The organism is Phocaeicola salanitronis DSM 18170 (assembly GCF_000190575.1).
GTDB lineage: Bacteria > Bacteroidota > Bacteroidia > Bacteroidales > Bacteroidaceae > Phocaeicola > Phocaeicola salanitronis.
In genome coordinates, this window is sequence record NC_015164.1 from 504,071 (window position 1) to 527,886 (window position 23,816).

Annotated in this window: 30 protein-coding genes; 2 read left to right on the forward strand and 28 right to left on the reverse strand. The window is 45.9% G+C overall.

Annotation, left to right across the window (positions count from 1 at the left end; translation table 11 throughout):
• Positions 1-57: 57 nt before the first annotated feature.
• The 16 genes from imm45 to BACSA_RS02445 all read right to left on the reverse strand — a co-directional run bounded on the left by imm45 (position 58) and on the right by BACSA_RS02445 (position 12,301).
• A complete protein-coding gene (gene imm45 / locus BACSA_RS19140; protein WP_013616525.1) occupies positions 58-699 on the reverse strand; it encodes an Imm45 family immunity protein in 642 nt (213 codons plus the stop codon).
• 80 nt (positions 700-779) lie between these two features.
• Positions 780-1,394 carry a suppressor of fused domain protein gene (locus BACSA_RS02375; RefSeq protein WP_013616526.1) on the reverse strand — a complete coding sequence of 205 codons (615 nt, stop codon included), beginning with the start codon at positions 1,392-1,394 and terminating at the stop codon, positions 780-782.
• An 81-nt stretch (positions 1,395-1,475) separates the two neighbouring features.
• Positions 1,476-2,102, reverse strand: coding sequence for a DUF6630 family protein (locus tag BACSA_RS02380; RefSeq protein WP_013616527.1), 627 nt, complete (start codon positions 2,100-2,102; stop codon positions 1,476-1,478).
• A 72-nt stretch (positions 2,103-2,174) separates the two neighbouring features.
• On the reverse strand, positions 2,175-2,924 hold the full coding sequence (locus BACSA_RS02385; RefSeq protein WP_013616528.1) for a hypothetical protein: 750 nt from the start codon (positions 2,922-2,924) through the stop codon (positions 2,175-2,177).
• A gap of 73 nt (positions 2,925-2,997) precedes the next feature.
• Positions 2,998-3,642 carry a hypothetical protein gene (locus tag BACSA_RS02390; RefSeq protein ID WP_013616529.1) on the reverse strand — a complete coding sequence of 215 codons (645 nt, stop codon included), beginning with the start codon at positions 3,640-3,642 and terminating at the stop codon, positions 2,998-3,000.
• 71 nt (positions 3,643-3,713) lie between these two features.
• Complete coding sequence (locus BACSA_RS02395) at positions 3,714-4,148, reverse strand: DUF3997 domain-containing protein (RefSeq protein ID WP_013616530.1); 435 nt, start codon at positions 4,146-4,148, stop codon at positions 3,714-3,716.
• A gap of 75 nt (positions 4,149-4,223) precedes the next feature.
• Positions 4,224-4,769, reverse strand: a complete 546-nt coding sequence (locus BACSA_RS02400) for a hypothetical protein (RefSeq protein WP_013616531.1) — start codon at positions 4,767-4,769, stop codon at positions 4,224-4,226.
• Between the two features lie 82 nt (positions 4,770-4,851).
• Positions 4,852-5,436 (reverse strand): hypothetical protein, encoded by a 585-nt coding sequence (locus BACSA_RS02405; protein ID WP_013616532.1) that lies wholly within the window; start codon positions 5,434-5,436, stop codon positions 4,852-4,854.
• An 81-nt stretch (positions 5,437-5,517) separates the two neighbouring features.
• Complete coding sequence (locus BACSA_RS02410; RefSeq protein ID WP_013616533.1) at positions 5,518-6,237, reverse strand: Imm43 family immunity protein; 720 nt, start codon at positions 6,235-6,237, stop codon at positions 5,518-5,520.
• A 65-nt stretch (positions 6,238-6,302) separates the two neighbouring features.
• Complete coding sequence (locus BACSA_RS02415) at positions 6,303-6,734, reverse strand: hypothetical protein (RefSeq protein WP_007566586.1); 432 nt, start codon at positions 6,732-6,734, stop codon at positions 6,303-6,305.
• A gap of 104 nt (positions 6,735-6,838) precedes the next feature.
• The gene (locus BACSA_RS02420) at positions 6,839-7,915 is read right to left on the reverse strand and encodes an Imm5 family immunity protein (RefSeq protein ID WP_013616534.1); all 1,077 of its coding nucleotides are present in this window, start codon (positions 7,913-7,915) and stop codon (positions 6,839-6,841) included.
• Between the two features lie 74 nt (positions 7,916-7,989).
• Positions 7,990-8,577, reverse strand: a complete 588-nt coding sequence (locus BACSA_RS02425) for a hypothetical protein (protein WP_013616535.1) — start codon at positions 8,575-8,577, stop codon at positions 7,990-7,992.
• A 109-nt stretch (positions 8,578-8,686) separates the two neighbouring features.
• Positions 8,687-9,151 (reverse strand): hypothetical protein, encoded by a 465-nt coding sequence (locus tag BACSA_RS02430; protein WP_013616536.1) that lies wholly within the window; start codon positions 9,149-9,151, stop codon positions 8,687-8,689.
• A gap of 184 nt (positions 9,152-9,335) precedes the next feature.
• Positions 9,336-10,313 (reverse strand): NTF2 fold immunity protein, encoded by a 978-nt coding sequence (locus BACSA_RS02435; RefSeq protein ID WP_005650138.1) that lies wholly within the window; start codon positions 10,311-10,313, stop codon positions 9,336-9,338.
• 138 nt (positions 10,314-10,451) lie between these two features.
• Positions 10,452-11,558 carry a tyrosine-type recombinase/integrase gene (locus BACSA_RS02440; RefSeq protein WP_013616537.1) on the reverse strand — a complete coding sequence of 369 codons (1,107 nt, stop codon included), beginning with the start codon at positions 11,556-11,558 and terminating at the stop codon, positions 10,452-10,454.
• Positions 11,559-11,689: 131 nt separating this feature from the next.
• Complete coding sequence (locus BACSA_RS02445) at positions 11,690-12,301, reverse strand: TetR/AcrR family transcriptional regulator (protein ID WP_013616538.1); 612 nt, start codon at positions 12,299-12,301, stop codon at positions 11,690-11,692.
• Between the two features lie 544 nt (positions 12,302-12,845).
• Between BACSA_RS02445 and BACSA_RS20045 the strand changes: the two genes are divergently transcribed.
• Together BACSA_RS20045 and BACSA_RS02450 are read left to right on the forward strand one after the other, a co-directional pair.
• Entirely contained in the window at positions 12,846-13,013 is a 168-nt protein-coding gene (locus BACSA_RS20045) for a hypothetical protein (protein WP_013616539.1), read from the forward strand.
• 2 nt (positions 13,014-13,015) lie between these two features.
• Complete coding sequence (locus tag BACSA_RS02450) at positions 13,016-13,615, forward strand: GNAT family N-acetyltransferase (protein ID WP_013616540.1); 600 nt, start codon at positions 13,016-13,018, stop codon at positions 13,613-13,615.
• A gap of 59 nt (positions 13,616-13,674) precedes the next feature.
• Here BACSA_RS02450 and BACSA_RS02455 read toward each other — a convergent pair whose 3' ends face one another.
• Genes BACSA_RS02455 through BACSA_RS02510 form a run of 12 tightly spaced genes read right to left on the reverse strand, consistent with a single transcriptional unit; the run spans position 13,675 to position 23,815 of the window.
• On the reverse strand, positions 13,675-14,211 hold the full coding sequence (locus BACSA_RS02455; RefSeq protein WP_013616541.1) for a glycoside hydrolase family protein: 537 nt from the start codon (positions 14,209-14,211) through the stop codon (positions 13,675-13,677).
• Complete coding sequence (locus tag BACSA_RS02460; RefSeq protein WP_013616542.1) at positions 14,208-16,394, reverse strand: type IV secretory system conjugative DNA transfer family protein; 2,187 nt, start codon at positions 16,392-16,394, stop codon at positions 14,208-14,210. The genes BACSA_RS02455 and BACSA_RS02460 overlap by 4 nt, the downstream gene beginning before the upstream one ends.
• Positions 16,395-16,409: 15 nt before the next feature.
• On the reverse strand, positions 16,410-17,141 hold the full coding sequence (locus tag BACSA_RS02465; protein WP_013616543.1) for a DNA-directed RNA polymerase subunit alpha C-terminal domain-containing protein: 732 nt from the start codon (positions 17,139-17,141) through the stop codon (positions 16,410-16,412).
• A gap of 13 nt (positions 17,142-17,154) precedes the next feature.
• Positions 17,155-17,817 carry a DUF1566 domain-containing protein gene (locus BACSA_RS02470; RefSeq protein WP_013616544.1) on the reverse strand — a complete coding sequence of 221 codons (663 nt, stop codon included), beginning with the start codon at positions 17,815-17,817 and terminating at the stop codon, positions 17,155-17,157.
• A 34-nt stretch (positions 17,818-17,851) separates the two neighbouring features.
• On the reverse strand, positions 17,852-18,391 hold the full coding sequence (locus BACSA_RS02475) for a hypothetical protein (RefSeq protein WP_013616545.1): 540 nt from the start codon (positions 18,389-18,391) through the stop codon (positions 17,852-17,854).
• Between the two features lie 43 nt (positions 18,392-18,434).
• The gene (gene traN, locus BACSA_RS02480; RefSeq protein ID WP_455430430.1) at positions 18,435-19,271 is read right to left on the reverse strand and encodes a conjugative transposon protein TraN; all 837 of its coding nucleotides are present in this window, start codon (positions 19,269-19,271) and stop codon (positions 18,435-18,437) included.
• Positions 19,272-19,297: 26 nt separating this feature from the next.
• Entirely contained in the window at positions 19,298-20,086 is a 789-nt protein-coding gene (locus tag BACSA_RS02485) for a DNA-methyltransferase (RefSeq protein ID WP_013616547.1), read from the reverse strand.
• An 11-nt stretch (positions 20,087-20,097) separates the two neighbouring features.
• Positions 20,098-21,243, reverse strand: a complete 1,146-nt coding sequence (gene traM / locus BACSA_RS02490; RefSeq protein ID WP_013616548.1) for a conjugative transposon protein TraM — start codon at positions 21,241-21,243, stop codon at positions 20,098-20,100.
• A gap of 2 nt (positions 21,244-21,245) precedes the next feature.
• Complete coding sequence (locus tag BACSA_RS02495) at positions 21,246-21,602, reverse strand: hypothetical protein (protein WP_013616549.1); 357 nt, start codon at positions 21,600-21,602, stop codon at positions 21,246-21,248.
• Positions 21,603-21,615: 13 nt separating this feature from the next.
• Entirely contained in the window at positions 21,616-22,230 is a 615-nt protein-coding gene (gene traK, locus BACSA_RS02500) for a conjugative transposon protein TraK (protein ID WP_013616550.1), read from the reverse strand.
• Positions 22,221-22,631 carry a hypothetical protein gene (locus BACSA_RS02505; protein ID WP_013616551.1) on the reverse strand — a complete coding sequence of 137 codons (411 nt, stop codon included), beginning with the start codon at positions 22,629-22,631 and terminating at the stop codon, positions 22,221-22,223. The genes traK and BACSA_RS02505 overlap by 10 nt, the downstream gene beginning before the upstream one ends.
• 50 nt (positions 22,632-22,681) lie before the next feature.
• The gene (locus BACSA_RS02510) at positions 22,682-23,815 is read right to left on the reverse strand and encodes a membrane protein (protein ID WP_013616552.1); all 1,134 of its coding nucleotides are present in this window, start codon (positions 23,813-23,815) and stop codon (positions 22,682-22,684) included.
• Between the last annotated feature and the right edge of the window lies 1 nt (position 23,816).

Sequence of the window (23,816 nt, forward strand, 5' to 3'; positions counted from 1 at the left end):
CTTGGCATATTAATAATAAGTTACTGCTTATTTATGTAAACTCTACAGATAACCTTTTTAATACAATTCAACTTCAAAATAACGGAATGGAGGTTCTGCTATGTAATCCTCATCACAATACTGTCGAAGATATTGTGCAGCGCGTTGCTCTGCATAACCATAATTAAGTACAGAACCATTTTCATCAATCTCCAAATTATTGACGAATATGGCATATGTAGTTTGTAGAAGAGAAGGCTCTTCTCGGCAAACACTTAAATAGTCAATTCCTTCAAGCAAAGGCATTCCTACTGTACCGTTAGCTATCCAATAAGAGAAAATGTGTAACGCGCTGGATAACTCAGGGCTCACATGAATCCGTCTGCCACCAGTCTGTTCATCAGGAACAGGGAGTTCTGGTAAGTCATACCCCATTACCCATACATCTTCTACCGGGCAGTCTGAATAAATAGTTGGCCAATGTTCAATCATCCATGTTCTGTCTATTGCTCCCCAATCATTAACGGCTTCATTAGGTATATCACAATGAACACGACCCGCCATGAAGCCAGAAACGACCAATAATTGACGAGATGAAGCATCCTTTAGAGATTTTATAACCATAAAATCTACGACATCCTCATATGGATATTTCCCCTTACATCTGAAACGTTGGCCGATCCGAATTGGGGCAGAATCAATCAGTCTTGTTGCTTCCATAATCTTTTTTGTATAATGTTTATTATTAATGGGTTGCAGCTTGCCGCCGTTAGGCGGCACAGGTGCTTGTTAGCTGCTTGTTACACTATACTTTCTCTTTTATAATCAGTCATAGAATGCCCTAATTGGCTTATCAATTCTTGAACGCTTAATCGTTTTTTCATTATTTGTTGAAGCTCATTATTAGTTACACCAACCAACTGTACAAATTGGAGTTTTCCATTTGGGGTTATAATTTCTCCAGCTTCGTCGAGAATAGTGACAAAACCTGTTATGTTAGAAACTCCTTCCGAATCAATACCATTCGTTTGTCCCGTGTAAATATATTCATACGGTTTGAAGATAGAACCATTAGAGAATGTTTCTTCTGCCAATGACTGCAAGATGCCACAAATACATTCTAATTCATTTTGGACATTGTTCAAAGACGATTTTTTCAGTTTCAGAGTAAATTCAAAACCGTAACCGCTATATTCCTTATCTTCAGATTCTTTTTGATAAAGTTCAGACAATCCGAAAGATACAAAATGAAAAAAATCGTCATTTTCATATACACTTATATTATCCAATGGGTCTCCTCCAAGTCGGTATGAAAACAATGGAGCAAAATGCCGAGGTTCAGTTTGCTCTGGATATAATTTTAGGAATGTATCTGTTATTGCATTCCAACCAGTCATGTTTTTTTCTTCTTCCATATTATTCTTATTTTTTGTTTTGCAGCTAATGGTTTGCAGCTTGCCACTGTTAAGTGGCACAGGTGCTTGTTAGCAACTACATTAATAATAAGTCTTTTCCATTTCTACAACTTCATTTGCATTTTCATCCCAAAAGAGTGTTCCACATACTTCGCACTTTTCATTTGCCATATTGCTTTCCTCTTCAATCAACATGTCATAACATGCAAAATCTTTACAATTAGGGCAGGTTATGGAAATAACCACTCGACCTTGCTTTTGCTCTAAAGTTGATAACTTCCAAAAATCAGATTTTATAGACTTTAGTTTTTTGGCATCTTTTTTATAAGCCACCAATATGTTATAAGTGTCATTTTCTAAGTCAAGCAATACAACTCTTGCCCCAAGCTTTTCCAATTGCTTATCAAAATAGGATAACGCAAAGGGAATGAAATCACCTCGTTTGGGTTCTTCTATTTCTTGATTATATTTTTGATAAACTTCATCTTCGGATACAACCAATTGTACCCCCAACATTGATTGAAGTCTGTTGTTGAAGAAGTTATACAACATTCCTTGTCTATCTTCTCCACTCCAATCCACTATTAAGAGGAAATTTTTATCCACTAATTTATAGAACAGGCTTTCATCGTCTTTAATAGTCTGTACATTCATTTCCATAAGTTCTTTTTCTCCAAGAACTTTTGCGAGCATTGTTTTATAGTTCATATTTCTTATTTTTATTTGTTGCTAATGGCTAAGCGGGAAACGCTGTAAGCGTTATCACGCTTTGTTATAAACTCAATTTACTTTGCATGATTGGCTTTTATTTACCCACCATTCCTGTTCTTCCACTTCACGAGCCTTTTGTATCTCGTCCGTTGTCAGATTCTCATTGTGATAGGCATTATATAGATTTTCCCAACCATTCTTACGATATTTCGGTGATACAACCCATTCTCCTGCATCATTAAACAGGCAGAAGTTTGCTGGAGTATCTGGTATGATTTCATCTGCCCAGGAACAGACTTTTGTCAGCCCCTTTGCGGATTTCCACTTACCCCGATATTCAGATAAGTTCAATTTCAGTTCTGATATTTCATTTAGTCCTTTCTCTATTTGTTGTCCTCTCATCCGATACCCTTGTTTGAAAGAACCGGAGAATGTACCGCAATATCGTTTATCTCCGTATTCCTCAAACGAGTAATGCCCGTATATGAAACCGTCCACTTCCGTATATTCACTTTTTATTATTTGAGAACAGGAAGAAATGCTATCTATACAAACCTTTCCCTTAAACGGACATATTACGGACAATCGGGTACGACTGATACCCATTATCTCATATTCTCTACTATCCATTTTCCGAGCATCGGTAATATGAATGTCAATTCGGCTACAATCTTCTCCTAATATGCCAATCATGCTTGAATTGTCAAACAAGCCAGAAAGGTCTTGCTGCAAAATATCCGCTTTGTGATTTTGTGGATAGGCTACTCCACAAAACCAAAAGAGTAAAAAGATACTGATATGGTATATTTTCTGTTTCATATTTTGCATTACTGTTTATAATGGTTTGACAAGGAGCTGCGTTTAGCAGCTAACTTGGCTCGTTATTGATATATTAATATGTTATAATAACATCTAACTTTTTAAGTATTTTACCACTGTTACCGTCAATGACAAGCATTTTATTTTGCTTCTTTCTATTTATATAGTGATATTCCCAAATGTTCTTGCCCTGCCATTTGCCTCTATTCAAAATTCGTCTTGGATATTCCTTACTTGCTTTTAGCTTACTATATCTGTCGCCGATATACATTGCTTGTTCGCAACAAATTGAATATCCATCTTCATGATTTATAATCTTGATTATATCTCCTTTCGAATTAAATTTGTATTCCCTGCCAATCCGAACCCAATTAAATTCATTAGGCACAAAATAAAATAAACAAGACAATAATTTTCTGTTATTATCATAGATATATTGGGATATAATGCGATTTTCCTTATCTGTAACTGTGCGAAAGTATATATTTGTTCCGTTCACACCTAATTGCATTATTTCTTCAAAACACCTGTCAGAACAACAAATAGTAACACTGTTTCCTACTTCGACATTATAGGTTGTAGCAAGATGCAAATCCTGCCGGCTTATTGTATCTACCAAATGGCATGAGACCTCTTTTACCCCCTTGATTGCAGCACAACTTGATAGAAGTAAGAATAGGACAACATAAAATGCTGTATATCTAAGTATTTGTAACATAATATGCAATTATCAATAATGGTTTGAAAAGAAACGGCGTAAGACGTTATCTTTTCTTGTTAATAATATATTTATAGCCTCTTGAAAGTTATATCATCCGACACTCCCAATTCTTTCCGTTTAACTTCAAAGTCCTTTTTACTGAATGCCCCGAATTTGTTTTCTTGTGCTTCCCATGCTTCTTGTGTGTTATTTACGGGAATGATGTAATATTCGGTTGTATTCTTATCATAACGGGGTAAGGAAATTCCTATGCTGTCCCTCAAAGCACGATATGCCTTGACAAGAATAAAATCATTGTCATATCCCACTGCGTAAACACTTGCTCCGGTTATTCCCGTATAAGGCGCATCATCATCGTTTTGTTGGTGATAACACACATCCATATCTTCTTTGGTATCTACCGCTATCAAATAATAGTTCCCAGTAAGATGACGTTCATATACGAACCCGCAACTTTGCATTAGGGGCAACAATAAAAAAAGTAATGATATAACTGTTTTCATGCGCTCAATTATTATTAATGGTTTGGTGAGGAACAGCGTTAAGCTGTTATCTCGACCTTGTTACAGACGATTTTATTAACTTAATTCCATTTCCAATATCGTATATACCTGACCTTTGGCATTGCGAATAAGTATGGAAATGAAATCAAAAGCATTACATTTTAGATACTCTTTGTTTACCCAGTCGCCATTGATTAGTTGTACTTGTTCGGTGGCTGGGTATTCATCATCAAAATCGGTATTACTGCATCCAAGAATGATAATTTCAAATTCAGTTTCAGCATCTTTATCTACGAACTGAATTTCATGAGATAATGGTAGTTCTCTCTTATTCTCTATTAGTAATGCTTCATATCCATTATACCTTTCATCGAAAAGAGTAATCTTTTCTCCTGAATTTACTGAATACGCATATATTGCCAAAGGGAAATTTTGCTTGTTTGCCATGTAATTATCAATTAATTCACCACAAAAATAAAGTCTGAATTTTGTTTCATGTTGTGGTGATATTAACCGACCTTTCCAATACACAGGATTATTAAACCATGAATCTTCTATCAACTCAGGAAAATAATCTTTGTGTATAATGAATGGTTTTAGATAATCCGGTATATATTCCATATATTTCTGTATTAAGTTGTCTGTAATGGTTTGCAGCTTGCCGCCGTTAGGTGGCACAGGTGCTTGTTAGGCGATTTTTTAATCACAATTTACCAAACTCATACTTTTTAGGATTATGAATTGAATTAACAAGCAAAGAGGCACTTTGGGCAATACTGCTATTCGGTGATTTTGTCAAATCCTCAAACAATGAAATATGTTGTTGGATTAAATCCATTATACTTATCTGCATAAAATTTCGGTCTATGGATTTGAATGTTTTTATATAATCAGCATCCATTATTCCATCAAAATTTTCGTCAAATAATTTCGACTTAATTTTCTCATATTTCATCAGATTACCTTTAGTTGGTTTATAATTGGTTGAATGATCAACCTGTACATTAAAATTTGCAGCTTCAAAAAGTTCATTTATGTTTTGTAATAATATGGCTTGATTCGATTTGCCTTCCATCAGCAAACAGATATAGAATTTCAATCCCCAAGGGGTAATCCTATATAGCGTTTCCTGACATTCAAGTCTATCTATCACATATTGATAATCCGACACTTCAGCAAGATTGTTGAACATCTTTATAAAGATACCTTTTAAGCCGGTTGAATTAGTTTCATATACCGTAGCAAATCTATTCCACGGAAAATTGTTCATGCACTTTAAGAAATCCATAATATTTATATTTTAATTTTTTGCGCCTAATGGTTTGACAAGGAGCTGCGTTAGCAGCTAACTTGCCTCGTTATCAATATTTTAGAACCACTTCCTGTCTCTATCCTTCATGTCCTCTAAAGTAGGATATGGATGCGTATCTCTAAATGTATATTCATCTACAAAATCCTTTAATTCAACCATTCTAAAGCCACTGAAACCATTTCTATTGATTAAATCGGCAACCGAATCTTTTGCAACCAATACATTTTTCATCCAAAAAATATCAGGATATACCGTTTGTTCTCTAAGTTGAAAATCAAGATACAAATATGAAGTTATAACTTTATTCATTCTCTTAATCCTGTTCGAGTTCTCCAAATCAATGAATAGGTTATATGCCAAATGCTTGAATCTTATAAAGTAATATTTTTTATCGCTTATAGGAGCTAATTTCCTGGATAGCGGTGTTACTTCGCATATATCATACTCATCATAACAATTAAACTGTTTCAGAAACTCGAAAAGACAGGAAGATAATATAACCCCTTTAGAATGTGAATAATAATCTGTTCCTAGCTTTTTTACATTCGAGCATATCCAATAAAAGTGGGCAGGTAATTTGTAATTATCTGTCAGAGGAACAGGTTTTCCGGCTCTCATGGGTGTATAGTTAAACCAATCGTTGCTATAAACAGGATTGTTATAAGGATTTTTAGATTTTATGTCCTCTGTAAAAGTAGAGTCAATATATGGCGGTGCTATTAGAGTACCATGCCAAGGGGTTAATAAAATTTTGAAATTTGCCATATCTTCTGTCATTGTATTCTCATCTAATTATTGATAATGGTTTGACAAGGAGCTGCGTTAGCGGCTATCTTGGCTCGTTAGTAGCTTAGTTTACCTTTATCCTCATTGCGATATAAAAGGTTCATCAGCTTATTATAATTTCTCCCGTATAACAATATTTCATCATCATACACTCCATATATATTCTCATTTTCATCTGAGACTAATACCATGTGACCTGTATATATTTCGGCAAATGGAACAATGGAAGTAACCGATAGCTTTTTCGTTAATACAGGATGCAGATATTTATATGGATAATCCTTTAACACCTTCTCCACTTGGAAATCAACATCTGATTGTGGGAAGGTAATTTTGTATCCATAAAAATAGCATAGGAAGTCTATTAGTTTATCTGTTGGGTAATAATTTGCCCGGAAATATAAATCTAATAGATAATCTGCATCAATTATCGGCTGTCCTTTCCATTGATACCGAATATGCAAATATTGTTTTACTTCTTCTTCCATATTTTGACTTTTATAATCGCACTATTGCTACTAATGGTTCAGCAGGGAACGGCTTGCCGTTATCCTGCGTTGTTAGCGAAATTATTTTATATCACCACAGAAAACTAAGTCAAATACAGTTTTCTTCTTCCAACTATTTTCCTTAACCAAAGAGGTGTATATTCTTTACTTCGTGGAAATTTCTCAAACATCCCCAATAACCAATCAGGCTCCTGAAAAAAAGATGGAAGTTGTTCAAGGTTATCATAGTTGAAGTTGAATGTATATTGTTCCTTGTTTTTCAAGAATATTTCAACTTGAAACCATGCACCTTGTTTAGGATCTTTCTGATACATTCGTTTGCGTATGTCCCTAAGAGTATTACAAATTTTATCGCAGTTTTTAGTATTCAATGTAATTCTATCTCCATCAGAAGAAGTGATACTAAACATATCAACTACAGTTGAAACAAATAATATATCATATTCAAGTCCTTCTTTGAACTTTTGAGGCTCACAATCCATTATATAGGATAAAATGTCCTTGAATTGAGCTTCAATAGTATTGTCTGATTGATGACGAACAGGTATATCAATTAAAGGAGTTGCTCTTTTGCATACTGGTAATGACTGGTATTTGACATTTGGATTTTGAGAAACTTCCAATACCATTTTTACATACCACAACCAGTACTCTTTACGTTTCTCTACGTTTCCAGTTTCCACGAAGGGATTGCTGCCGGAACAAGCTATCGAGCATATAAAATCCGCATTCCAGCTTTCGAAATCAAAAGCATCATCATCTTCACCATTATAGTCTTCTATTGCTAATATGGAAGCTGCATCATAACGGATTGCATATCCCAAAGATATGATAGCCCAGCTTGCCATGTCGTCAGGACTGTCTGCGGATTGTTCCACATAATTGCGCAGCCGTTCTACAGAAACCAATATGCTTTCGGCAATTCCTTTATTCTTGTACAGATAACTGTCCATTTCCGACAAGACTTCAACCAACAGGTTTTCAGCACAAAATTCTTCTGGGAAGCTGGAACAGGCTTTCTTACAGCACTCACACAACACTTTTTGCACTGTCCGGGAGTTGCCTATTTGTTTCATCAAATCAACACGATAGGGTAAAGGCAAATGCCCCATGCTATTTTGATTGATTATTTCTTTCAGTTTTTCTATTTGCTGTATCATACTGGTTTCTGTTTTCGCTAATGGGTTGTGAATAGCAGACCGTTAGGGCAGCTCATTCGCTTGTTACCAACTTTTTATAAACATCCATCATTATAAGATTTCAAGAACTCATCAATCAATGATTTCGGATTACTTCTTGTAGTCCACATAATAGGTAAGTCGTAATATTCCAATTCGTGAACAATGACAGGAACTTCTTTACCTAATTGCTCTTTTATGACACCTTTTTTATGAAGTTCTTGAATAACAGAAATGATAATATCCATAAAGACCGACTGCATTTGGTCGTCTTGTTCATCCAACTTATTTTCTTCTCCATTTTTTTCGGCTCTCGAATACTCTTGTTGAGTATAGAATAAATTGGCTTCTTTAAAATACAGACGGAGATTCTTATCATTGCCGCCAATAGTACCCACTTCGTTTTGTAGCCAAAAAGCATAATTCCATTTGGCTTCCATTAAACTACTGGCATTCCTTTTTGCTACTTCCACTTGAGTTAAAGTGTTATAGCCTATTGTAATAACAGGACATCGGGGGTCGTCTTCAAGATTATCTTTCCAAAAGGAAATAGCATAGATATCTTTGATGTATTGTTTCCCCATTTTCTTAATCGCTTTTTCTGCTTTTGTATAAAAGCTTTCAAATAATGTTTCTCTATTCATGATTTATATATTTTAGTTGGTAATGGTTTGGTGAGGAACAGCGTTCAGCTGTTATCTCGACCTTGTTATCAATATATTGTTATTAAATGGAATAATATTCACATAGAGATTATCTCTTTTTAGTGGATTTCTTACCAAACTTCATGAGCAGTTCTTTATAAGCCTGTGAGTATTTTTCTCCCCATACCATTTTGAAACATCTTCCTCGAGATTTGACTTTAGCATTTGAAAAATATTCAAATGCTTTCTGATATTCTTTCCTTTCAAAATAAACGATTCCGACAAAATAATCTTTTTGGCCAGAGTCAAAACGTCCACTTTCTACATAATTATATTTATCAAGAATATTTCCCCAATATTGGGCGCTTTCAAAATCATTTAATGTAATATAAATGACAACAATATCTAATAACACATGAAAAGCTAATTCTTGCGATAACTTAGGTTCCTCTAATTCATCCCAAATTTTTTTATCAATAGATAAAACTTTTTCGTAATCCTTATTTTTATAGTATGGACTAATTTCATTTGCCCATAAAATGATTGGATTATTTGGTGATAATTTATCTTCCATAATACTAAGAGAATTATATTATTGATAATGGTTCAGCAGGGAACGCTGTTAAGCGTTATCCCGGTTTGTTAGCAAAATATTATACCCATTCTAATATTGGGTTAGGTCTATGAACAAGATACCGTCTATTACCCGGAATTGAAAATATCATTCCTGCAATGCAATTTCGTTCAAATTCCTCTTTTTACAATCCACAACGGCTCCATCCGTCTATCCGCATCTGAACCGCATCGATTTTCCAGACTTCCCCCACACGCTTCATCCAGAAACGATAATCAAGATTGATTCTTTCATCCTGCGCATAGATGTAAAGTTTGTTGCGGGAAACCTGTTCGGCATCAACCAGGCGGAAGGCGGCATACGTCCCCTCTGGAGAAAGCGACAAAGCGAGCGGCCGATACCCCATCCGTGGCTTCTCGGATACATACTGCTGCCAAATCTGCTGCAACTTCGGTCGCACATCCGGCGCATCAAAACCTGCCTGGTCGGTATATTTCTCCCATTGAGTCATGGCGGCAAAGAAAGCATACAGCACCTGTTCCGCCTGATGAACCGCATCAGCGTCCACCTCCAGCTTCTTCTTCGCCTGGTTTCGTTGCAACGAGGCGAACAGCTCCATCTGCTCCTGGGTAAAGAGGTCGTCAGGACGCAAGGAAAGGCGTTTATTGAAAGCAATGCCAAGCACCCCTTCATAGGTGATTTGAGTCTGCCGGACATGCAAATGACTCAGCTTCGGAAGCAGAGCTGCCAGATGCAACCCCTCATCGTCCAGCGACGTGGCACTCAAGTCCAACAAATCCACCTTACTTGCCTGCATCGTGGACAACCCCTTTCCCGTAATTGCAGGATTTCCTGCCAAAAGCAGATACTTCAAAGCGGGCATGGTGGCAAATACCGCAAAGCATGCGTCGGTAAGCTCCGCATATTCGATTCCTACATTGACCATTTTCTTGGCACCAGCCAGCGGTTGAACCTGTTCGTCTGTCAAAGGGTAATGCTTGACATGAAATCCCACCAAAGCAGGATAAGCGCCAATCTGTTGCATCACCTCCACAGACAGCTCGGGCATGAGCATCACCTTGTCGCCATCAAAAATCAGTTTGCCGTCCTCCCAGTCGATGGTACGTGCCCGCTTGGGAAAAGAAGTAAGTTCTTTTATCATCGTTCTATCATTTTAAGGTAATCTTTGTTCATAGACTTTCTGTTTTTGCTAATTTGTTTATAAATACACCTGTAGGTATAGGATATTTCGATAACCGACACCCGGCAGGTGTGTTTCCTGATCTCTAATAGCCGCACCCTACGAATCATCCAGCGAATCAAGCGGATTTGGGATTTTAGCTTTGTGTGCATTCGATGTATGAAGATATATGGCTGTAGTCTTTATGTCGTTGTGTCCCAACAGTTCCTGTATCGTGTGCAAGTCTGTCCCTTGTTCCAAAAGGTGTGTGGCAAACGAGTGGCGGGCAGTGTGTACATGCACTCGGTGCTTGATGCCCGCACGTTGTGCGGCTTCTTTCAGCACTTTCACCAATGCGCTTGCCGAGTACGGTTGTCCGGGCGTTTCGCCCTCAAACAGCCATTTCTTCGGTCGGTATTCACGGAAGTACCGCCGCAGCTCTTCCAGCAGTTTGGGCGAAAGCAGCGAGTAGCGGCATTTCTTGCCCTTACCCATGATACGCACGGACATCATTTCGCTGTTGATGTCTTTTGGTGTGAGGTTCAGCAATTCACTACGCCGTAATCCGGCTGAATAAACCAAGGAAATCATGCAGTGATGCTTGATGTTGGACAGTTGGTCGAGGATGCGTTTTATCTCGTTCTTGCTCAATACTTCCGGGACGGTCTTGTATTCTTTGGCTCGTGTGATGCCGCCGTAATACTGCCGTTTCCCGCCTTTCACCTGCTCGTAGTAGAACTTGATGGCGTTGATGCGCATATTCTGCTGTGAAACAGAAATTTTCTTTTCGTTTACAAGATAAAGAATGTACCTGTTGATGTCCGCCACTTTCAGGCGGTCGATGTTGCGCCCTTTGTGGTACTCCACGAAGTCGCTGAAATAAGCCCGGTAGGTCTTTATGGTGGATGGGCTGTAGCGTTTCTGTTCCAGCAGTTCCAGATAGCCTTCCGGCAGCGTGTATTCCCTCTTGGGTCTGGGATGCCGCACATATACCCGGCTGTAATCAATATAGGCATGGGGAGAATAGCGGTCGTAGAAATCCGACAGCTTGAAAACAGCAGCCGCCATGCAAGCGGAATCCTTGCCGGTCATTTCCACGCCTGTATCTTGGGCGAGCAGCAGGGGGATTGCCCCGTTTCCTGCATACTCTATCCGGACATAATCCACACCATCCTTTTCTTCCTTGTGAAGAACGATGCTTCCTCTTTGCCTCTGAGCCTTGTCCATGTCGTCGAAAGATTAATCATAAGCGCAAATATAGGAAAAGGATTGCAAAAACAAACCAGTTGGTCTGTTTTATTGTGTTAAAACACCTAATTTTAGATGATATGCGGGTGTGAGCGGGCGGAAAATCGGTTTCAGGCTTTCAACAAGGAGTAAATAAAATGCAGTTTCTTCCTCAGTTGCTTGATATTCAGACCTTGAAAAAATGATTGTTCAAAAGAGGAGCCGAAAAAGACTTGCCAGAACATTGAGGCCGTTTCTTCCACATCCAGGTCCTGACGCATTTCCCCGTTTTCTTTTGCCTTTTGGATGGCGGTCTCCCACAGCTGGAGATTCTGCTCGAATATGTTGGCCAGCTTTTTCTCTACATTCGGATAATATAATCGCACTTGCATCAGCAGATGGTAGTAGTAGAAATTGAAGCAGCACCCGTTGGGATTGTTGCCGTCGTTAAGCATGTGCACAAGGCGGTTCATGGTATTTTCCACACCCTCTACATATTGGTCGATAAACTCCGAAAACGAACCTCCCGTGAATTTGAACTTGTTTTCCAACTGCTGGGTGTTGAATACGTATTTGTCCACTACTGCAACAAACAGGTCAAGTTTGAGAGGGAAATAATAAATCAGTCCGGCTTTTGACAACCCACAGGCTTTGGCTATTTCCATTTGGCTTGCTTTTTCGTAATTCATTTTGGCGAATACCCGTAATGCATTTTCCAATACTTCTTCCTTGTTGGTAAACATACTTCTTCTGTTATTTTGCTTTCTGTAACAAAGATATGTATTTGAAACCATCTCACAATGGTTTTAATCTTTTTTTTGTATGGCTGATTATCGTTTTTTTTGGAGTATGATTAAAAAAAGTCTCGGCACACATCTTTCTATTTGCAAAACTCGAATCTGCCTTTCGATATGCGGAGTAATGATAGTTGGCCCGCTCATGACAGTTTTCCCATGATTCTGGAAAATAGAAACAAACTGGATGTGGACGGATATTGTTTCCCCCGATTTCCTTCCGGTTCAAAGATATGGAGGCTGCGGGTATGATAAGAAAAGAGGGAACAGAATATTTGCACCTCCACAGGAAGAAAAAGATGGTAATCCCATCATGCTGTCCATCCATTGATGGATAGGCAAACATATTCTTCATGTTCACATTCTTTTGTATAGTAATGAATTAAACAGATATGGCGCATTTTGTATTGAATCAAACGTTTAAACGGTTAAAGTCAGCATACTTTTTTGTGGAATAATAATAAAGTAGTACCTTTGCATAAAATATACGATTATGGCCATAACGATTAAGAACATCCCGGTTTTGGAAGGTGCTACGGCAGAGGATTTTGTGCGTAGTGCTGACAAGAATGCTGTAAAGGCAACGCCCCGTTTGTCGGCTACAGCCAAGAAACGGTTACAGAAAGTATTAGAGAAATCCCGTTCATTCCGTTTCAATTAAGCATGGACGAGATTTCCTTGTATGATGATTGCGTCATGCTTGCCTGCAATAAAGAGGTGCGTGATAATTGTCTCCCTTTCAGTTGTGGCGTGGACGACCTTGATGATTTTTTCATCAATGATGCCGATTTGTATGCGGAAGAATTGTTGGGGAAGACTTATTGTTGGGTGACGACGGAAGCCCCGCACCGTATTGTGGCGTTGTTCACATTGTCGAATGACAGTATCAAGACCAAGCTGATGCCCTCCAATGACAAAAACCGCTTCCAACGCAACATCGTCAATCCCAAGAGAGGACGCAGCTACCCGGCCGTGTTGATTGGCAGATTGGGGGTTAATCGTGATTTTCAAAACTCACCGAGCCATGTCGGTCGACAGTTGATGTCTTTTATCAAGGACTGGTTCCGACATGAGGACAACAAGACCGGATGCCGCTTTATCGTGGTGGATGCCTACAATGAGGACAAGGTGCTTCGCTATTATGAAAAAAATGGCTTTGTCCCCCTGTACAAGACAGAGGAAATAGAAAAGCAATACTATGATATTCCGCAGGACGAGCATCTGAAAACCCGCTTGCTGTATTTTGATTTGAAAAAGAAATAGAGCACCTTGGCGGATATGGTTTCCGATGTCCTTACTGGAAAAAGGTTTCAGCGACACGCCTATTTCTCAAAAAGCAGCATATATTCCACCTTCCTTCTTTTCTCTATGCTCGGAATTACCCTGCCTTTGTAGCACCGGAAAGAAATGTATTCCTCATAGATGTCCCGGTCGCCGGCCTCCAGCTTTTGTATGAGCCTGCTTTTGGGTATGGACTTGCTGCCTAAAAGCCTGTACGGGCCCACCTGGTAGGCAAGACACGAAAGCAGCGTCGAATCACGCCCGAACCGGCGGAACAGGCGGCACAGCTTCATCAGGTCGGCCTGCAGGATGGAATCGCCCTGCGCCCGGGTGATGTTGTTGGTAAGCCGCTCGCCGGGGAGCACATGGTGTCCCCAGCCCACATAGGGCCAGTGCTTCTTCTCGCCATGCCAGCCTTCATGGTATTTCGTGCATAGGATGGCCCTCTCCAGCGGAGGAAGCCGGTACAGGGACAGAGCGGCGGATGGTGTTCCTCCTCCGTGCTTTCCCTGCCCGTACAGGGCCGCCGCTGCGCACAGGAGCAGCACGACGGCCGTTGTCGTTCTTGCATGTCTCATTTCGCCCCCCGTTTGTTCAACACGTCCTTTATCATCTCCTTTACGTCCTGGCCTACCTGCACGAAGTTCTTGTACAGGATGCGCTCCCGTTCCTCCCTCGACGGGAAGGTGTAGAACTTCGGCAGGGGCACATACCCGGCTTCCTCTTTCTTTATCTCCCTCATGTCGAAGTCGGTCTTGCAGAAGAATTTCGTGGTCTTGAACTCCTCCGCTTCCTGTATGTTCATCGAGCCGCCTGCACCGGTCTTGGTCTTGGTGAAGTCCCTCGCCGTCTGGCCGCAGATCCAGCCGGTTGCCATGTCGGAGATTTTCGAGGCGGGAACCAGGCTGTCCATGTTCTCGTTGAGATTGATGGAGGTCTTGTCGCGGTCTATGGTTACGCCCTTCTTTATCTGTACCACCTTGCCGAAGATGTCGTTGCTCAGCCATTCCAGGGTCTCCTTGCTTCGGGCAGAACCGCTCACCACGTTGCCTACGGTGGTGATGATTTTCTCCATGCCCACCTTGCCGTAGTCGGCTTCCAGCTGCGGCAGTTCCTGAAAGCCCAATGCCACGCTCACCTTGTTGCTTCGGGCCGTTCCTATCAGGCGGTCTATCTTGTGGAAGTACAGGGTCGGAAGCTCGTCCACGATGATGCTCACGGGGATGTTCTTGCCTTGTCCGGTGTTCACACGGGTTACAAGGCGGTTCAGGATAAGGGCGTTCAGGGCGCCGATGATGCTCTCCATTTCCGGGTCGTTGGCGATGAGCAGGTAGCTCGGATTCTTCGGGTCGCTCACTTTCAGGTCGAAGTCGTCACCGTCCTTGTGGAATATCCAGTACGATTCCTTGGTCGCCAGGCGCGAGGTATAGACACGCAACGTTCCAATCATACCTTCCAACTGTTCCATCGCTTTGTTCTTGAAGGCGGTCTGGAACGGACCGAGCAGCGGTGCCACCTCGTTGTCGGTCTCCAATACTTCGAAGATGGTCTGGTAGCTCTCATTCAGGAACGACAGGATGTGCGGCATGTCGCTGTACTTGCCCAACCAGTAGGCGGGTTCCACAATGTTCCCGTCCTTGCGGTCGCGCACTACGCCCGTCGGCTTCCAGAACTTCGTCTCCGGGTCCTGCCGCTTCTCCGCATACAGCTTGTTTCCGTCCTTGTCGTAAGGCTCTTTCTCGTAGTTCACGAAGAAGTAGATACACGCGGCGAGGAAGTTCACCGCCGAAGTCTGGAAGAACTGGTCGCTGCCGCCGCCTCCCTCTTTCTTGCCTTTCTGCAGGGATTCCAGCAGGGTTTCCGCCGTCTCGCTCGCCGCTGCAAGGTTGTTGATGTACTTCGACTGGATGGGGTTCACCCTCCGGCTGTATTCCACATCCACGAAGTTGATGATGTTGAACTTGCAGCCTTGTGGCAGCTTGCCCAGCTTCTGGTTCTTCCTGTAATGATAGTACAGCTTGGTCGCCAAAGTGGGGAACTTATAGTCATACACGACCATCACGAAGCCCTTGGCGGAATGTTGCCTGATGAACGGCTCGATGATGGAGAAGGTCTTTCCGCTTCCCGGCGTGCCGACCACCCATGTACCTCTGAAAGGGTTGCTGATGTTCACCCAACCCTTACGGAACTTGCCCTTGTAGTAATAGCGCATCGGAATGTTCACGCTGTAGTTGTTCTCCACTTTTTCCTCACATTGTTCGAAGCTCTCGTTCTCGAAGTTAAAGCGGTCTTTCATCAGCCCGTCCTTGATGTATTTCGAGATATTGTCAAGTGCCACATGAACCAGTATCACGCCTGCAAGGGAGGCTGCCATATAGAGGATGATGTGTACGGGCAGCGTGTACAGCTGCATCCCCATCGGGTGGCCGAACAGCCATACGGAGAGGACGAGCAGCGCAAGGCCCGCCGTCAGGGGCAGGACGACCTGACGCTTGGCGTTGAACTCCAGATGTTTCTTGTTCCGCGTGCCGATACAGGTGATGCAGATCAGCAGGACGGTCGCCAGCTTGCTGTACACGAGGTGCCCGTCGCTGTATATCGCCCACCGCTTGATACGTCCGTGCAGGTCGGCGAGGATGCCGCCCCAGTCCCCGAATACGGAGGGGTCGAAGGCATACTCGAAAAACTCCAGCAGCACGGACACATAGACCGCCGCGCGGAATATCCGGTAAAATCCCTGTAACTCCTTGCTTTCTTCCATAAGCCTGTCTGTCTTTTAGTCCGTTTTTCTGCGATACCAGCGGTTACCCACCCGGATAACGTCCATGTCAAGACATGCGCCGTTTTCGTTCAGTTTGGTCTTTATCCGCTCGACGGTTGCCGGACCGATTCCCCATATTTCCATGAGGTACTGCTCGTCACGACGCACCAGGTCGCCTACATATCTTAACCCGTATGCGGTGAGGTGGTTCTGCGCCGATGGCTGGATGCCCAGGCTGAATAGCGGCTGCGAGAGGTAAGGCACCTCTTCCGCCGGTTTGTTCTCCACGGCAATCTCCAAGCCTTCCTTGATTCTTCTCAGGGTGTCGATGCGCTGCTCCAGCTCGACGACGGCCTGTCCGTCCTGCACTATGGCATCCCGCAGGCGGGCTGCCTTCTCCGTCAGGTCGGCATTGCTCCGCATCAGTTCGTCGTGGGTTCTCGCCAGGGACAGGTTCTCCCGGTCAAGCTCGTCCCGTCTGTATTCCAGCGAATCGACGGTATCCTGCAGTTGCCCTGCACGGTATTGCAGGGCGGAACATTTTTCATTGTCGGAGGCTATTTCACCCGACAGGGTTTCCAATCTCCTGACCTGAAGTTCAAAGCTATCATGGATAGAAAGAAGTGTATCCGCAAGTTCGTTCATCCGCTGGCGGCGGGATTTTCCCCGTGCGCATCGGTAAAGGATGACCAGTGCCGATACCATCAGCACCAGTCCGATAAGCATAGTAATATCCAATGTTTCCATATTGTTGTTATTTTTAGTTGTTCAAGGTAATGATGGGTCTTATCCGGTGTGCCTGTGTCTTCGGGGTCTCCTGCATGGCTCCGCTGCCTATCGAGTAGAGCCACGCTTTGGCGGTCTGTTGCCCCTCTACTTCCGTCGAGGTCCAGTACCAGCAGTCGCCTGTGCTGTCTGTGGGCAAGATGTCTCCGCCGCATTTTTCCAGTACGGGATTGACGACCTCCCGTGCCGCATACAGCAGGCGCATCTCCGCCACCGAGGGGATGTATGCGCTCTGTCCGTAGCACCACAGGTCGAATACCGCTTCCGCCATCGGCGAGGCGGTCTCCCGGGTGTCATATAGGGCAAAGGTGTTCGTGTTCCCGTCGAACGCTTCCGTGTCGGCGGATGTTCCTTGCTCCACGCCCAGAGTGTCCGCAAAGGCTTTGGGAGCGATGTCCCACAGATAGACGGCACGACCGTTCTCTTCTGTGTCGCCGTGCTTGCCGGTGTCGAATACGATGGCCACGGCCCGCTTGCCGGAAGTTTGGTACAACTCGTAGGAAAGGACCGTGCCGTCGTCGCAGAGGACATGTCCGGGCCGTACCGTCATGTCCGGAGTCTCGATGTGTGCGTCGCAGGCGGCCAGAGTTAAGACTGCCGCCACCGCAATGATGATATGTATCTTGTTTATTGTCATCTGTTCATATTTTTATTTTCCCTCATTTCATCAGTTATTTTACCGGCAGTTTCACGCCGAGCACGACACCTGCCCGCAGCAGGTCGGCTCCCTTTATCATCACGTCGCCCTTCGCCTGCCAGAAGAACACCCATCCCGACCGCAGCACATAGTTGTGTTCGTAGCCGAGGTGGATGCCGCCGAGGAATCTCTTCGTGTCACTGCCGCCCGATGCCCCGATGCGCAGGTTGCCGTAGTGGTTCCTGCCGCGTACCACGCAGGGCTTGTAGGCCACGCCGAAGCCGTAGGTGCGGTAGTTCCGCCAGAACGATTCCGGGCAGATATGCCCGCACGTCTCACAGTCTTTCCATTGCAGGTAGCCGTTAGCGAAGAACTCCCAGGCATTGTTGTAGTTCGTCTCATGTTCGTAGGCAAGGGTCAGATCCATGCCGTTCCGGTACAGCAGCCCGGCTCCGAGCGAGAGCCGTCCGGTGTTCCGCTGTGCCGAAGCTGTTACAGACAAGGTGAACACGGCCACCGCCAAGGCAAGCAGTCTGTTTCTTGTCCTTCCCTTATTTTTCAATGCTTCACTCATCATTTCCAATTCTTAATTCGTCACTCTTAATTCTTCATTGACATCATTCCTCCTCCAATAGCGATTGGTCAAACGAATCGGCGGCAAGCACGTCCTCGTAGTCGATGTGCAGGCTGATGTTGCGCCCGCTGATCTGTTTCTCCGTCATCTCGATGGTCAGCACCTTGTCGTTGGGGAAGGTCATCTTCTTGACGACTATCACATTGCGGTAGCCCCGCTTGAATGATTTTCCCAGTTCCAGCACCATTGCCGGAGTCAGCTCAATGACCTGCGAATTGGTTGCTTTCGACACCTTCTTGTCAGCGAGCTTCACACGGATTTCATCGATGTCAAACCGGATATGGGTCTTGTTCTCTATCGAGAAGTCGATGAAGAAGTAGTCGCCGGCCGCATAGATGTTGTTCAGCCGCATGGTCAGGCGGTGTGCCTTGCTCGCCACGTTCCGTATCTTGGCCGGGGAGTTCCAGATGCGTCTGGCCAGTCCGGTCATCTCCACTGTGGACATGGAGACGGTGGGATTGTGGTAGGCTTCCCGTTCCGCAGGCAGTATCTCCTTGTCGGTCACGGCTTCCTTCAGCCGGGTAGTATAGAGTAGCGCGTACTGCGTGCGGTAGCGTTCCGTCACGATGGTGACGATGGCGAGCACTTCGCCGTCCTCGTGTCCGGCCTCCTTGGGCTTCAGGCGGATAATGTTGTCCAATGGCTGGTCACCCGCCACCTTGTCGGTGGAGATGTCCACCAGTCGTACCGGTTCCGATGCCGTGATGACGGTCGTCACCTGCTCGTTCACGGTGAGCAGCTCCATTTCCTCGTAGGTTTTCTGGGCTTTTGCCTCGTATGCGGCGCACAGTCCGGCCGCAAGGAGAAACAGGCCCGTCATTCGATGTCTGTTCATGTCTATGCTTTTTATTGTTTATTCCCGTTGTTCATTCTTTCCCTCTGTTCGCCTTCCTCCCGTATTCGCTGCTCGGCAATTTCGCAATAACTCTTGTCGATTTCGAAGCCGATGTAGTGCCGGCCTGTCCGCAGGGCGGCGATGGCGGTCGTCCCGGAGCCGATGCAGTTGTCCAACACGAGGTCGCCCTCGTCTGTGTAGGTCCGTATCAGGTATTCTATCAGGGCTACTGGCTTCTGTGTGGGGTGGTAGAAGGCTCCCGTGCAGTGTTCCTTGGGTACGGATACTACCGATGTCGGGTATTTGTCATCGGCTATGCGCACTGGGGCGAGCTTCATGTCACCGTAGCAGCGGTTGGTGAAACCTTCCGTCTTGCGGCGGTCATGGTTCCGTTTTTCGGGCGGGCACGGGATCATCTGTGGGTGGTACACCGGCAGTTTCCGGTAGAACACCACGATGTCCTCATGCTGGCGCATGGGCATCCGGTTGGCGTTCAGGTGGCCGCTCACCCTGTCCTTGTGCCAGACGAGGTTGTATCTCCACAGCTTGGGCTGTGACAATACCAGTTCCGCCGTGAACATGCCTTGTGCGAACAGGATGATGGGGCTGTCCGGCTTGGTGATTCTCAGGTACTGCTCCCATAAGGGTGCAAGCGGGATTTTTTGGTCCCACCGGGCAGCCCCGTTCTGCCGGTTCAGCACGCCGTAAGGCAGATCCGCAATCACGGCATCGACGCTTCGGTCGGCTATCTGCTTCATCCCTTCCAGGCAGTCCATGTGGTATATCTTGTCTTGCTCCATTTTCGTCTTGTCTATTGTTTCTGGTTTCCGTTTACTAAATACACGAAGGTGCCGTACTTCAGTTTGACCTTGTTCTTCTTGATGGCCTTGCTGATGGCGTTGCTCGTTTTCTGGTAGGCGTTCTGCACGGCCTGCATTCCCCATTGGGCGAGGCTGTTGCCATAGCCGCCGGTGTTCATGCTCAGGTTGCCCGACATGGCGCTGCTGGCCACGTCCTTGCTCGTCTCGCGGAACTGGCTTTCCGGCACATACAGCCCTTCCAGCCCGTCGGTGTCGTACAGCGAGAGGCTGACCTTGACCAGCTTGTCACCCACGAGGATGCTGCTGATGCTGCCTTTCACCCTTCCGGAGGAAAAGCCGCTGACCGTGGCATACAGGTAGGTGCCCTTTCGGAGGGTGCTTCCGTCTATCTCCACATCGTCCAGCAGGCGCAGCCGCACACGCGAGCCGTCCACAGCCTTGATGTCCTCGTCGATGATGGCCTGGATGAGCTTCGGCTCCTCGCTGCTGCGGTCGAGCGTGTGGAAGTAGTCCGAGGATGCCTTGGCTTTCTTCACCACCTCGCTGGCCTTGTCATTCTCACCGGGAGTTTTCACGGCACGGCTGTCCTCGTCGATGCGGCCCTCTGCCTGCGGTTCCACTGGTGGTACCTCTGTTTGGGCCGTGTCCTCTTTTGCCGGCGGGGTCACTTCCTGCTGTCCGCGCAGCCTGGCTTCGGCAAGGGCTTTCTCCAGTTCCGCGAGGGCTTCTTCTTCGCGTTTCTTGGCGTCGGCAGCTTCCGCCGCCATACTCTTTTCCTGTTCGAGTTCTCCGAGCAGGGCGATGTCGTCATCGGTGTATTTCGATTCATATTCTTCCTTGTTTTCATCGGGTTCGTCCCTTTCAATGTTGTCCACGGCGGTATAGTCCTGTATCCGGCCCCATGATTTTGTCATGTTCTCGTACTTGCTGCCTATGCCGTCCCCGTTCTTAAGGGTGGCTTCCGGAAGTTCCGGGTTCAGGAACTCGGTGGTCTGCAGCGTGGTGTCCTGCACTTCGGCTTTTTCGGTGCGGAACAGGTCGAAGATGAAGTACGACGCGCCGAGCAGCGGCAGGTAGAGGATGGCCGGAAGCATGTACTTCGGTTGCCTGAAATTGATTTTCTCCAATATGCTCATCGTCATTGTTCTTTTGGTGGTTGTACATACAGCTCGGAGGACCGGTGCCTTTCCCGCAGGATGCTGTCCTGCATCTCGGTGGCTGTCCGCTTTACGGGTTGACGGTTGTACACGACGGTCAGCCGGTAGATGTTCCATGCCAGCCCTGCGGCGACGAAGGCAAATACGATGACAAGGAAAAGGGTGCGGTGCACGTTGGCAAAGCCCTGCACCTTGGCGGCCGCCTTGTCTATCCGGGTCGCCTTGGCGAACCTGCGCCCGGCATTCACCTCCCGCTCGTAGCGTTCCTTGTATTTCGGGTCGTTCCTGTCCGGCATCTTCTCGCCGAGCAGCATGCGTCTGAATCCTTTGATGTTCATGGTCGTTCCTCCTTTAATAGTTGTTCTTTGTCTTCTGCTCGATGTCCTTGTTCAGCAGCGTGCGCCAGTTCACGATGAGCAGCCCGTGCGGGTTGTTCTCCGTGCGCGGCACCCGTTTGAGCTGTCCGGCTGTGACCAGTTCGCGCATCAGGATGTTGCTCCGGCGTTCGATGCGCTGCCGTCCGTAGTAGGTGAACTCCATTTTGGCTGCATCGAATCGGATGCTGTCGCAGAAGATGGAGAACACCGCGCTCGTTCCGAGAATGTTGCTGTAGAAACCTTTCTCTTTGAGCGTATTATATTGTGCCAGTCCGGTCTCGTCCACCAGGTACATGGCCTTCTCCATCGTGTAACGGATGTACTTGTCATCCGGCGCAAGGGTGAAAAAGTAATGGTGGAACATTTCGACATGGCTCTTGGCCTCGACATCGAGCGTTTCGTCCATCGTGGTCTGGCTGACTAATATCGGCACGTTGCCGTCCAGCACATAGACTTTCTTGTGCGCGTCCGCGACCATTGTCCGGGCCGTCCAGATGCTCGACACGCTGATGATGACGCATCCTACAAGGAAAGCCGTGCAGACGATGCCTGTCAGCCTGATTTTGTTCTCCAGATTCTTTATGACCATTGCCTGCCTCTTTTTTCGCTGTTCAACCTACGTACATATTCGTCATGCAGCATGGGGATGATGCAGTCCTGCAGCTCGTCCAGCAGAGGGTCGAAATGTTCGGAGAAGACATGGGTGTAATGCCCCTGCATGAACACATGCACGAACACCCACCAGATGCCGCGTCTGCGCTTGTGCGGGTTCCTGCAAAGCCTTGCCAGATGCAGGCGGTAGGCGAGGTATTCCACAAGGGGCGAGATGTACCGGTCGTCACACTCGAAACCTTCGTCGAGTTCCTCGTACTTCCGGTCAAGCGTATGGTTCTCCGGCACTTCCGTAATCTCTTCCTGCATCCGTTTCTCGGCATACCGGCGGAAATTCTCGTCCGCCAGCCATTTCTCGATTCTTTTCTTGGTTTTCATATCCTTTTTGTTTTATGATTGATGATAGTTCTTAATGGGTCAGAGTTTCCTTATCGCGTCATGGTTCCGATGGCGCCCGTGGCTGTCATCTTCGCCTGCTGTGCCACGCCCTCACCGAAGTTACGGGTCGAGAAGGCGGTGTCTCCCTCCGGTATCATCCATGCGGCCAAATCCGGCACAAGGTTCAGGCATTTCAATGCCACGATGCTCGCCGCCATCAGGTAGCCGGCGGAGAAGAACGAGTTCTGCAGGTAGGCGGCCATCGTCTGCTCGCTCGCCGTTATCGCCGTCAGGTTCTCCACCTGGATGCACAGCACGATGTCGAACAGGAGCAATACGTAGAAGCCCACGAAGTAGAGCATCGCCCCGTAGAAGTGTACCGTCAGATACCTCGTGAGCCACTTCGCCCACGCGCCTTCCCATTTGGGCAGCAGCGAGAAAGCCCACTGTATTGGCCCGAATATCGTCAGCATCCCCAGCAGGATCTGCTGGCAGTATATCGTTGCCCACCACCCGATACGGAACACCACAAGGGCGATGAGCATGATGATTTTGTCGATGCCCACGACGATGCCGGAGGTCAGCGAGGTGAACCACAGCTTGGCCGCGTCTTTCTCCATGCTGGTCACTTCGTCCACGCCGGTCTGTTCCATCGTGGCCTCTATCAGGTTCGGGTCGGATGTTCCGGTATGGGCCACGTCCGCCTGCGCCTGTAGGCTGGTGTACATCGTGTCCCTGACAAAGATGAGTTCCTGCGCTTCCTCGAACTTATCGCTGATTTGCGCGGCTTCCGCCTGATAGAGGTCGTGGGTGTACGAGCCGATGCAGTTCGGGATGTAGGACAGGAAGTCCAGGAAGCACCAGTTGCTGCCGCTGCCTGCCATGCCCGTATCTGCCGGAGGATACCACCAGCACAGCACAAGCGACACAGCCAGCGGTCTGAACAGTTTCATTATGTCCAGAGGCTCGTGCTTGACCATCATCTTGTAGGCCATGCCCGCCGTCATGATGATGGCGAACAGGGCGGCGAGTGCCATGCACATCTGCAGGATCCACCAGAGCGGGCCTTGTGCACCGGTAAACGTGGCGTCGGTCAGAAACTCGTTGGTCTGAAAGATGACATCATCTATTTCCTCTTCCAGAAGGTCTATGCCGAAATTCGATAGGATATTTCCGTCTGCCATT